General features: G+C 45.1%; 14 protein-coding genes and 1 rRNA gene. 1 reads left to right on the top strand and 14 read right to left on the bottom strand.

Annotation, left to right across the window (positions count from 1 at the left end; genetic code table 11):
* A 16S ribosomal RNA gene (locus O3A65_08700) occupies positions 1-370 on the bottom strand; the annotation flags it as partial.
* Positions 371-631: 261 nt separating this feature from the next.
* Positions 632-1,825 (bottom strand): tyrosine--tRNA ligase, encoded by a 1,194-nt coding sequence (gene tyrS / locus O3A65_08695; protein ID MDA1332538.1) that lies wholly within the window; start codon positions 1,823-1,825, stop codon positions 632-634.
* A 193-nt stretch (positions 1,826-2,018) separates the two neighbouring features.
* On the opposite strand from tyrS, the gene O3A65_08690 reads away from it, so the two are divergent.
* On the top strand, positions 2,019-3,284 hold the full coding sequence (locus tag O3A65_08690) for a peptidoglycan DD-metalloendopeptidase family protein (GenBank protein MDA1332537.1): 1,266 nt from the start codon (positions 2,019-2,021) through the stop codon (positions 3,282-3,284).
* 38 nt (positions 3,285-3,322) lie between these two features.
* Here O3A65_08690 and erpA read toward each other — a convergent pair whose 3' ends face one another.
* From erpA to hisA, 12 genes are all read right to left on the bottom strand, one after another.
* Positions 3,323-3,673: an iron-sulfur cluster insertion protein ErpA gene (gene erpA, locus O3A65_08685; GenBank protein ID MDA1332536.1), complete on the bottom strand. Its 351-nt coding sequence runs from the start codon at positions 3,671-3,673 to the stop codon at positions 3,323-3,325.
* A 103-nt stretch (positions 3,674-3,776) separates the two neighbouring features.
* Positions 3,777-4,811, bottom strand: coding sequence for an N-acetyl-gamma-glutamyl-phosphate reductase (gene argC / locus O3A65_08680; protein ID MDA1332535.1), 1,035 nt, complete (start codon positions 4,809-4,811; stop codon positions 3,777-3,779).
* A gap of 108 nt (positions 4,812-4,919) precedes the next feature.
* Positions 4,920-5,318, bottom strand: a complete 399-nt coding sequence (gene rpsI / locus O3A65_08675) for a 30S ribosomal protein S9 (protein ID MDA1332534.1) — start codon at positions 5,316-5,318, stop codon at positions 4,920-4,922.
* 12 nt (positions 5,319-5,330) lie between these two features.
* Positions 5,331-5,759, bottom strand: coding sequence for a 50S ribosomal protein L13 (gene rplM, locus O3A65_08670; protein MDA1332533.1), 429 nt, complete (start codon positions 5,757-5,759; stop codon positions 5,331-5,333).
* A 121-nt stretch (positions 5,760-5,880) separates the two neighbouring features.
* Positions 5,881-6,624: a twin-arginine translocase subunit TatC gene (gene tatC, locus O3A65_08665; protein MDA1332532.1), complete on the bottom strand. Its 744-nt coding sequence runs from the start codon at positions 6,622-6,624 to the stop codon at positions 5,881-5,883.
* Positions 6,625-6,670: 46 nt separating this feature from the next.
* Positions 6,671-7,234, bottom strand: coding sequence for a Sec-independent protein translocase protein TatB (tatB, locus tag O3A65_08660; protein ID MDA1332531.1), 564 nt, complete (start codon positions 7,232-7,234; stop codon positions 6,671-6,673).
* Positions 7,235-7,266: 32 nt separating this feature from the next.
* On the bottom strand, positions 7,267-7,497 hold the full coding sequence (tatA, locus tag O3A65_08655; protein MDA1332530.1) for a Sec-independent protein translocase subunit TatA: 231 nt from the start codon (positions 7,495-7,497) through the stop codon (positions 7,267-7,269).
* Positions 7,498-7,530: 33 nt separating this feature from the next.
* Positions 7,531-7,887, bottom strand: coding sequence for a histidine triad nucleotide-binding protein (locus O3A65_08650; protein ID MDA1332529.1), 357 nt, complete (start codon positions 7,885-7,887; stop codon positions 7,531-7,533).
* A 21-nt stretch (positions 7,888-7,908) separates the two neighbouring features.
* Positions 7,909-8,229, bottom strand: a complete 321-nt coding sequence (locus O3A65_08645; GenBank protein MDA1332528.1) for a phosphoribosyl-ATP diphosphatase — start codon at positions 8,227-8,229, stop codon at positions 7,909-7,911.
* The gene (gene hisI, locus O3A65_08640; protein MDA1332527.1) at positions 8,222-8,617 is read right to left on the bottom strand and encodes a phosphoribosyl-AMP cyclohydrolase; all 396 of its coding nucleotides are present in this window, start codon (positions 8,615-8,617) and stop codon (positions 8,222-8,224) included. The genes O3A65_08645 and hisI overlap by 8 nt, the downstream gene beginning before the upstream one ends.
* The gene (gene hisF / locus O3A65_08635; GenBank protein MDA1332526.1) at positions 8,614-9,381 is read right to left on the bottom strand and encodes an imidazole glycerol phosphate synthase subunit HisF; all 768 of its coding nucleotides are present in this window, start codon (positions 9,379-9,381) and stop codon (positions 8,614-8,616) included. Before hisF ends, hisI begins: the two co-directional genes overlap by 4 nt.
* 21 nt (positions 9,382-9,402) lie before the next feature.
* Positions 9,403-10,152, bottom strand: a complete 750-nt coding sequence (gene hisA, locus O3A65_08630; protein ID MDA1332525.1) for a 1-(5-phosphoribosyl)-5-[(5-phosphoribosylamino)methylideneamino]imidazole-4-carboxamide isomerase — start codon at positions 10,150-10,152, stop codon at positions 9,403-9,405.
* Positions 10,153-10,238: the final 86 nt, after the last annotated feature.

Here is a 10,238-nt window from a genome sequence, read left to right as displayed (position 1 = left end):
CATTGTCCAAAATTCCCCACTGCTGCCTCCCGTAGGAGTCTGGACCGTGTCTCAGTTCCAGTGTGGCTGGTCGTCCTCTCAGACCAGCTACGGATCGTCGCCTTGGTAGGCCTTTACCCTACCAACAAGCTAATCCGACATCAGCCGCTCCATCAGCGTGAGGCCCAAAGGTCCCCCACTTTCCTCCTCAGAGATTATGCGGTATTAATCCGGCTTTCGCCGGGCTATCCCCCACAAATGGATACGTTCCGATGCATTACTCACCCGTTCGCCACTCGTCGCCAGACCGAAGTCCGCGTTACCGTTCGACTTGCATGTGTAAAGCATGCCGCCAGCGTTCAATCTGAGCCAGGATCAAACTCTTCAGTTCAATCCAACTGCTCTTACTCAAAAAATTCTATTAACAAGAATCCATAAGTATGAGCACTTCATATTATATTGCAAAATACTATTTTTTTGAGCAGCTAGTGCCTAAGCACTAGCACACGCATCCTAAATATCTTACAAACACAAAGCGCTCACACGCTTTAGCTATCCGATTTTTTAAAGAACAATCCGCAGTAATGTTTAGCGGAGGCGACGATTATACCGACCTAGAGAACTCGGTCAAGGGTTTATTGCAGAAATTTTTTTAATTAACTTCAATTCTTGCGAATTTACGCTTTCCTAGCTGTAATACTACCGTGTCACCACTCATAATTACTGCCGCCCTATCAGAAACTTTATCCCCGTTAACCCGCACGCCACCTTGCTGAATCGCCCTAATGGCTTCCGAGGAGCTGGCAGCGAGGCCAGACAACTTGAGCGCATTTACTACTGACAAACCCCCATCATCCGCGGTTAGAGAAAACTCATTCATCTCATCAGGGACGCCGCCTTGCCTGAATCTTGACTCAAAATCTGACAACGCGTGCACTGATGCCTCAGCATCATGAAACCGCGCTACGATTTCTTGGGAAAACGTTATTTTAATGTCACGCGGGTTTCTTCCTTCCGCCACCTCTTTCTTCCATAAGTCAACCTGTGCCAGGCTCTTGAATGAGAGCAATTCAATATAGCGCCACATTAAATCGTCGGAAATTGACATTAATTTACCAAACATATCCGAAGGCGTATCTTCGATACCAATATAGTTATTTAAGGATTTAGACATCTTATTGACACCATCCAAACCCTCTAATAAGGGCATCGTTAATATGCACTGGGGGTCTTGGCCCGCATCTCGCTGCAGCTCACGACCCACCAATAAATTGAACTTTTGATCGGTGCCACCTAACTCCACGTCAGCCTCTAAAGCGACCGAGTCATACCCCTGAACAAGCGGATATAAGAACTCATGAATCGCAATAGGTTGCCCACTCTTGTAGCGCTTTCCAAAATCATCCCGCTCCAGCATCCGAGCGACAGTATGACTTGAGGCCAAACGGATCATCTCTGAAGAAGAAAAAGCATCCATCCAGGTGGAATTGAAGGCTATCTCGGTTAAAGTTGGATCTAAGATTTTGAAAACCTGGTTTTGATAAGTTTCAGCATTAGAGGCAACTTCATCTTTAGTGAGAGGCGGGCGCGTAACATTCTTTCCGGTAGGATCACCGATCATTCCTGTGAAATCCCCGATCAAAAAAATAATGTGGTGCCCTTGATCCTGAAAATGTTTCAATTTATTAATCAAAACAGTGTGGCCAAGATGGAGATCAGGCGCAGTAGGATCAAAGCCCGCCTTAATGCGCAACTTGCCCTTTTTCCTTAATTTTTCGATTAAGGCTTCTTCAGAAATTAATTCCTCCATCCCACGCTTAATAATTTTTAACTGCTCGTCAAACACTTAAAAGCCTCATTTATAAATTTAGGTGAGTCGCCAATAGCATCGAAGTCATGATTCATTCTTAAGATAAGATCGATCGATGATACCCATTTAAGTCTGATAAAATTTGTTAACTTAAATTACAATCAAAATTAAATTGAAATACATAATATCGCACATCAAGCTGTTAACCCAGTTCGGCCACTCGTTCATTGTGATATTAACGGCCGCGCTGCTGCTGATGTTTGGATGTATCGTCGCCCTCAGCTATTCTCCTAGAGAAATTGAAAAAAGAAAAGTTACCCAACCTCTGGACATCTCAACTGTCCCTAATGGCGGGGTCAGCGAGCTAAGCAAGCTTGGCTTGTTTGTCAGAGAGGAAATCGTTGAAAGGGGGGATACCTTTTCAACAATCCTTAGCCGCCTGAGAATCGACAACCCCGAACTCTCTAAGTTCTTAACGGCATCTAAAGCTGCTAGGAAAAGATTAAAACTTAAAACGGGCGATTCAATCCGCTCTATTGGCGATCACAATGGCGCAATTACCAAGATAACTATATTGTCCCGGAATGGGAACGCCACAGATATTATTCCAGCTGGCACTGGGTTTGAAATAGCTTCAACTGAATTTGAGAATAGACAGTTATTCGGCTCAGGCATTATTCAATCCTCGCTATATAAGGCGCTTGATACAAATGGTATGTCAGACAATCTCGGCCCAGAAATAGCCGAGATACTGTCTAGCAAAATTGACTTTAATCGGGACATTAGAAGCGGGGATCAATTTTCAATATTGTACTCAGAGAACTATTTGGATAATAGTTACATCTCCTCCGGTCAAATTCAAGCCATAGAATTCATTAACCGTGGAGAAGTGCATAGGGCCTTTTTCTTTACAGCCCGCAAAACAGGTCAAAGTGGCTACTACACCGAAAACGGTGAAAATATTAAAAATTCATTTCTGAGGTCGCCCCTGAGGTTTTCTCGAGTCACATCCGGGTTTTCAACATACAGGCTACACCCCATCTTGAAAAAATGGAGGTCGCACAAGGGCGTTGACTACGGCGCACCGACAGGCACGCCAATCATGGCGGCGAGCAAAGGGACTATACGTTATCTTGGAACCAAAGGCGCTTACGGCCACTTTATCGAAATACAACACACGAGCGGTGTATCAACCCGGTATGCGCATTTATCGAAATACGCTAAAAAACTAAAGAAAGGCTCTAAAGTAGAGCAAGGGCAGATAATTGGTTACGTAGGCGCAAGTGGTTTAGCGACCGGACCACATCTGCATTATGAATTTTTAGTGCATGGAAACCAAGTAGACCCTTCTAAGACAATCGTACAGCCAGGACCTCCCATCAGTAAAAAACTTAAAAAAGATTTCGATTCACAAGTGGCCGCAGCAAAACTCCTTCTAAATCGACTAAATCGGACCGCAACAAATCAGACTAATGAGACAAACTTAATTAATTAATACTGAATTTGTTAAGCGCCGACTCGTTTGAATAAAACCTATGCGGAAAAAGAAGAACCGCATCCGCAGGTCGACGTAGCATTAGGGTTCTTAATGACAAATTGAGCCCCATCGATCCCCTCCTGATAATCAATTTCAGCGCCGACAAGGTATTGATAGCTCATCGCATCGATCACTAACTGAACCCCGTTTTTCTCAACTTGAGCATCGTCCTCGTTAATCTCTTCATCGAAGGTGAATCCGTACTGGAATCCTGAGCAACCTCCTCCAGATACAAACACCCTCAATTTTAGATCTTCGTTACCTTCTTCGATAATCAGTTCTTTGACTTTGCTTGCAGCTGATTCAGTAAAAACCAATTGTTCTGCCTTCTGGGCAACGACTTCCATAATTAATCTCCGTTTGCGTAAGACCATTCGATCCGTAATAAGGCCACGAGTTTCATATACAAAACTCTAAGAAAACATTCTTATTTTCGATCAGTGTTCCATACTATGGTACCAGACCAAGACCATTTAATCCCATCTTTTCGTCCAAACTGAACATTATGTTCATATTTTGAATTGCTTGGCCCGAAGCGCCTTTCACCAAGTTATCAAGAACGGAGATCACAACGACAGAGTTCTGATCTTCAGAGATCTGCAGACCAATCTTACAGAAATTAGAGCCTCGAACCGATCGCGTATCGGGGAACTGACCAATCGGGAGCAAATCAACGAATGGTTCGTCCTTAAAGAAAGTTTCGAATGACTTTCTAACCACGCTCGAGTCACCCCCAGTCAAATTAGCATACAACGTTGCCAATATACCTCGGTTGATCGGTAACAGATGGGGCGTAAACTTGAGCTTGACGCTCCCTTCGGTCAATCCATCCAAAACTTCGACTATTTCGGGGTGATGTCGATGCCCATCCAATCCATAGGCTTTAAAGTTTTCCCCGACTTCAGAATAGATAATACTCAACTCTTTCTTTCGACCCGCACCACTAGCTCCAGACTTCGCATCAGCAATCAACGACCCCGGATCAATAAGCCCTGATGCCAAAAGAGGCGCGAAACCCAACTCGACAGCCGTCGCATAACAACCTGGGTTCCCCACAACACGAGCAGTTTTAATTTTTTCTCTATTTAGTTCTGGTAGACCATAAACGGACTCTTCAAGAAGACGCTGGGCCCCATGCTCAGGGCCATACCACTTTTTCCACTGAGAAAGATCTTTCAACCTAAAATCAGCAGCAAGATCAATCACACGCACGCCTGCCGCCACTAACTCTTGAGCCTGCTCCATCGCAACGCCATGAGGTGTTGCAAAAAAAACAATATCACATTTGGTCAACGTCCTAAGGGTGGGTTTCTCAAAGGTTAAATCGACATGTCCCCTTAAACTCGGAAATATGTCCCCCACACTTACGCCCTCTTCGGCCCTTGACGTAATCGCTACAATGCGTGCCTCAGGATGCATGCTAAGCAACCGCATCAGCTCGACGCCTGTGTAACCGGTTCCTCCTACAATGCCCACATTCAACATAAAAAGCTCTATCGTTTATTTAAAATTTACCAATCACGCCAACTATACAACATCAACCCAATAAAAAAGGCCGCTGCAGCGGCCTTTTTTGAAAAGTACAGCATCGTATTAACGCTTTGAAAACTGCGGCCTGCGTCGTGCCTTTTTCAGACCAACTTTTTTTCGCTCCACTTCACGAGCGTCTCGCGTGATCAATCCAGCTTGTCGTAATGCTGGTTTTAGTGATGCGTCGTAATCAACTAGTGCGCGAGCAATTCCATGCCGAACTGCCCCAGCTTGGCCCGTCTCACCACCACCCGAGACGTTTACTTGTATATCAAATGTCTTTAACGAATCAGTAACCTCGAGCGGCTGCCTCACTAACATACGTCCAGTTTCTCTTGAGAAAAACTGATCTAAGGGTTTTTTATTAACTACGATATTCCCTGATCCAGCCTTAATATAGACTCGGGCTACTGCAGCTTTTCGCCTTCCGGTACCGTAATTCGCTTGGTTTGCGTAAGCCATCTACATTACCCTTTAAAGTTCAAGTGCCTGGGGCTGTTGCGCCGTATGCGGATGTTCTGCTCCCGGGTACACTTTTAGTTTTTTGATCATTGCGTATCCTAAGGGTCCTTTGGGTAACATGCCCTTAACGGCTAATTCGAGCGCGCGTCCAGGAAATTTATCTTGCATCGTTTCAAAGTTTGTTTCGTACAATCCGCCCGGATACCCACTGTGGCGATAGTACTTTTTATCTTCAGCCTTATTACCTGTAACCCTTAACTCCCCAGCGTTCACAACTACGACAAAGTCTCCGGTATCCACATGAGACGTATAGATTGGCTTATGTTTACCTCGGAGTCGCCTGGCAATTTCCGTTGCGATGCGGCCAAGAACCTTATTCTTCGCATCGACCACATACCAAGTGCGAACAACTTCACTCTCTTTTGTGCTAATAGTTTTCATTCAAAATCCGTAACTAACAGTCCAATGTTGCCAAATCATTCTGGCGAAAGGGCCGAAGTTTATAATGACCGCCATTCAGTGTCAATGATAACTCGCGAGTTTAAGCGGCAAAAGCTCTTAATTAATCTTCGCCAAGCGTCTCTCGCTGATCCGCTTTTTTTTCAAGTATCCCGGCAATAAATAATCCAATCTCAAAAAGTATCCATATCGGAAACGCGAGTAGCAATTGAGATATGACGTCAGGGGGCGTGAAAATAGCCGCGACAACAAAGGCCCCAACAATGAGATATGGCCTTGATTCTTTTAATTTTTTTATACTAACGATACCCATGCGCGCCAAAATAATGACGACTATCGGTGTCTCAAACGCAAGTCCAAAAGCAAGAAATAACATTAAAACAAAATCAAAATACTTTTGAATATCGGTATTCATTTCTACCCCCTCAGGGGTAAAGGCCGCCACAAAATGAAAGACGGTTGGAAAAACAACCAGGTAGGCGAAAAGGCATCCAACTAAAAATAGTATCGTGCTGGTAGCGATCAACGGCACGACCAAACGCTTTTCGTGGGTGTAAAGCCCTGGTGCGATGAAAGCCCAGACTTGATACAAAACTACCGGCAATGCCACTACAAACGATGCAAAAAGCGTCACTTTGATGGGCACGAAGAACGGTGCGGCGACATCAACCGCAATCATGGTCGAACCCTCGGGTAACGCCTCAATCAACGGAGCTGCCAGCAAGGAATAGATATCCCGCGCCCAATAAAATAAAATAAAAAAAACTATTAACAGAGCTACGATAGCTTTTAATAAACGATCTCTGAGCTCAATTAAATGTGAAATAAATCCTTCAGCACCACTCAAAATAGACACCTTTGCAATCGGAAATATGGCATATCGTCAAAAGGCCTCAACCGACCTCACTGTTTTTTTTGATATCTACCGATTGATCTTTCTCAAGCGACTGCGAATTATCTTGAATTGTTTCGCTAACTTTATAGCCAAAGCCTAGACCGGCCATCAAGTCGATACCGTTAGACTGCTGGTGCGCATCCTCAAGCGACTCTTTGGCGTCAACACCAGTCTCTTCTGTACGTTCAGCAGCGCCCAATTGCTCACCTGCATCAATTGCGCTTTCTGGTGCCGCAATCGGCTCAACCTTAGAACCTTGGAGATCTTCTTTTAACGCCTTCTGAACATTTTTATCAACATCCTGGACTTCGGACTCGATAAAATTGAATTGTTGCGACACGCTATCTTGAATCTCTTCTGTAGTGTCTTTCATCGATTTTTGGAGCGCCTTAAGTTCCTCTAACTGCATCTCCTTACTGATATCCGATTTTACGTCAGAGACATAACGCTGCATCCGGCCAAAAATATGTCCTAACGTTCGGGCGACCTTAGGTAACCGCTCAGGACCAATAACCACCAGCCCCACAACCGCGATCACCATGATCTCCCCGATACTAAACATACACGATCCCGCTCATCCGCTAGACAGATCGGCTACGCGTTGGATCGATCTTTAGTCTCATTCTCTATAACGATGCTCGAATCCTGCTTATCGTTCAGCTCGGCTTTCTTAGCGCCCTGTTCCTCGTTGACTTTGACGCCATCTTTAAATCCCTTAACAGCTTTCCCAAGATCCGAGCCAATATTAGCTAGTTTCTTAGTGCCGAATACCAAAACAACCACAACCAGAACTATAACCCAATGCCATATACTAAAAGATCCCATCATCATACTAACCCCTCACTCTATATCTATAACTTAACTATTCCGGTAAATCATCGGGGGCAGCGGAGCATCCCCACCTAACACGTGAACGTGCAGGTGAAATACATCTTGGCGGCCCACCTTACCCGTATTCACAATAGACCTAAACCCATTTGTTAACCCTGCTTTTGCCGCGAATAAATGCGCCATGCCCAGCATTCTACCCAGCAAACCATAATCTTCTTCGGTGACATCCGCAAGTGAACTGATGTGCTTCTTGGGAATTACGAGCAAATGCACCGGAGCTTGAGGGTTAATATCTTTAAAAACAAAGAGTTCATCATCTTCATAAAGCATATCACTGGGCACCCCACCGGAGACAATTTTACAAAAGATACAATCTTGCGTCATACCCAGAACATTTCATGAAGTTTATTTCCGACCCGCTTTTTCCTCAAGCCCTGAGATTCCTTCCCGTCGCTCTAACTCGGCTGCCAGATCCCCCATAGAAATATCATGGTAAGCCATCACAACCAAAGAATGAAACCATAAATCAGCCAGTTCTCTAACAACGTGATCCGAATCATCATCTTTAGACGCCATCATGACTTCAAGCGCCTCCTCACCGAGCTTTTTGAGCAAATGATCCTGCCCCTTTCGAAACAATTCTTCTGTATAGGATTTACCCGTCGCTAACTCCTTCCGACTGACGATTAAAGCATGGAGTCGATTAAATATCTCTAGATCATTCATTTTTTTTGTAGATCTCTTCTGCATTTTTGATCACTTCTTCGGTGATAGACCACTGATCTCGTTCCAACTTCTTAAAAAAACAACTATTTCTTCCTGTATGGCACGCAACACTACCGACTTGCTCAACCTTAAACACGAGCGAATCCCCATCACAATCTAGATAAACATCCTTAATCAGTTGGTAATGCCCGGACGATTCCCCCTTGAGCCATAGTTTAGCGCGAGAGCGCGACCAAAAACACGCCCGCCCACCACTGAGCGATTTTAAAATCGCTTCCTCATTAGCCCAAGCAACCATTAAAACTTTGCTGGAGCTCCAATCTTGAACAACCACCGTCACCAGACCATCAGCACCCCATTTAATCTCAGACACCCACTCATGACTCATAGCCGGACCTCTATCCCAGCTTGAGCCATGGCCTCTTTCACTTGTCTTACTGACATTTCACCATAATGGAAAACACTGGCTGCCAATAAGGCATCTGCGCCACCTTTAAGCACCCCTGCAACAAAGTGCTCTGCAACACCCACTCCACCACTGGCGATGATCGGAATACTCAAAGCATCAGACATCGCCCGCGTAAGATCGATATCAAAACCCTGTTTTGTGCCATCTTGATCCATACTGGTCAATAAAATTTCGCCCGCTCCAGCTTCCTGCATCCGTAAACCCCATTCTATCGCGTCTAAACCGGTTTCCTTACGCCCCCCATGAGTGTAAACCGCCCAGCCAGAATCAACCCCAGGGCGCGCCTTCGCGTCAATAGCTACAACGATACACTGTGAGCCAAAAAAACTACTCGCCTCTTTCACCAAACTCGGATTAAGCACTGCAGAAGTATTAATGCTCACCTTGTCTGCGCCAGCTTTCAATAGCCTCTGTACGTCAGCAGTTGCCCTAACGCCTCCACCAACAGTCAAAGGAATGAACACCTGTTCTGCTACGTCCTCGATGACTTTCAATATCAGCCCTCTTTCATCACTGCTAGCCGTAATATCAAGAAAGCAAAGCTCGTCTGCGCCTTGCTCATCATATCGTTGAGCGACTTCTACAGGATCGCCCGCATCCCTGAGACTTACAAAATTAACGCCCTTAACAACGCGTCCATTATTGACATCGAGGCAAGGAATGATTCTTTTTGTTAATGCCACTCGGCTGACCCATCTAAGAGATTAACTGAGGTTTGAATAACCATGCTTTAAGATCTGATTCGCTTCTTCAAAATCAAAAGCAGATTCGTATATTGCACGCCCAGTAATTGCTCCCATAACACCGTCCGCCTCCAACTCTCTAAGCCTACGAATGTCATCGATCGAGTTAATACCCCCACTAGCGATAACTGGAATATCCAAAGAGGACGCTAATTCTTTCGTGGATTCTATATTCAAGCCAGTCATCATACCGTCTCGGCCAATGTCCGTATAAATCACCGCTTCGACCCCGTAATCCTGAAATTTCTTGGCCATATCATTAACATTGTGCTCGGTCACTTTCGCCCAACCATCAACTGCCACCTTTCCATCCTTGCCATCAAGCCCGACGATAATATGCCGCGGAAACGCCAAGCAAGCCTCCTGCAGAAATCCGGGCTTACGAATCGCAGCAGTTCCAATAACCACGAACGATACTCCCCGATCCAAATAACGCTCTATCGTTTCAAGATCTCGTATGCCACCCCCGACCTGAACAGGAACAGTGCCTCCAATTGCATCCACAATTTCACTTATTACTTGCTCATTCTCCGGCCTTCCCTCAAACGCTCCGTTTAAGTCCACGAGGTGAAGTCGTTGCGCACCTAATTGTTGCCAATGCTTAGCCATAGCCAGTGGGTCCTCAGAGAAAACCGTGGCATCCTCCATCAAACCCTGCCGAAGACGAACGCAATGTCCGTCCTTAAGATCAATCGCTGGAATCAAAATCATAGAATTTAATTAAGTTTTAAATTGTCCAAAACTACCAAATAGAATGAATAATACTAGCAAGTCCAATGGCCATCCCAATTCAAGAA

The sequence above is a fragment of the Pseudomonadota bacterium genome, assembly GCA_027624715.1.
In the GTDB taxonomy this organism is placed as follows: Bacteria; Pseudomonadota; Gammaproteobacteria; order Burkholderiales; family Eutrophovitaceae; genus Eutrophovita.
Note: the sequence above shows the minus strand (reverse complement) of the source record. Positions and strands in the feature narration are given on the sequence as shown.

Excerpts from the sequence above, each read along its gene's own strand:
- erpA (MDA1332536.1), bottom strand. The coding sequence starts at position 3,673 with ATGGAAGTCGTTGCCCAGAAGGCAGAACAATTGGTTTTTACTGAATCA.
- argC (MDA1332535.1), bottom strand. The coding sequence starts at position 4,811 with ATGTTGAATGTGGGCATTGTAGGAGGAACCGGTTACACAGGCGTCGAG.
- rpsI (MDA1332534.1), bottom strand. The coding sequence starts at position 5,318 with ATGGCTTACGCAAACCAAGCGAATTACGGTACCGGAAGGCGAAAAGCT.
- rplM (MDA1332533.1), bottom strand. The coding sequence starts at position 5,759 with ATGAAAACTATTAGCACAAAAGAGAGTGAAGTTGTTCGCACTTGGTAT.
- tatB (MDA1332531.1), bottom strand. The coding sequence starts at position 7,234 with ATGTTTAGTATCGGGGAGATCATGGTGATCGCGGTTGTGGGGCTGGTG.
- tatA (MDA1332530.1), bottom strand. The coding sequence starts at position 7,497 with ATGGGATCTTTTAGTATATGGCATTGGGTTATAGTTCTGGTTGTGGTT.
- O3A65_08650 (MDA1332529.1), bottom strand. The coding sequence starts at position 7,887 with ATGACGCAAGATTGTATCTTTTGTAAAATTGTCTCCGGTGGGGTGCCC.
- O3A65_08645 (MDA1332528.1), bottom strand. The coding sequence starts at position 8,229 with ATGAATGATCTAGAGATATTTAATCGACTCCATGCTTTAATCGTCAGT.
- hisI (MDA1332527.1), bottom strand. The coding sequence starts at position 8,617 with ATGAGTCATGAGTGGGTGTCTGAGATTAAATGGGGTGCTGATGGTCTG.
- hisA (MDA1332525.1), bottom strand. The coding sequence starts at position 10,152 with ATGATTTTGATTCCAGCGATTGATCTTAAGGACGGACATTGCGTTCGT.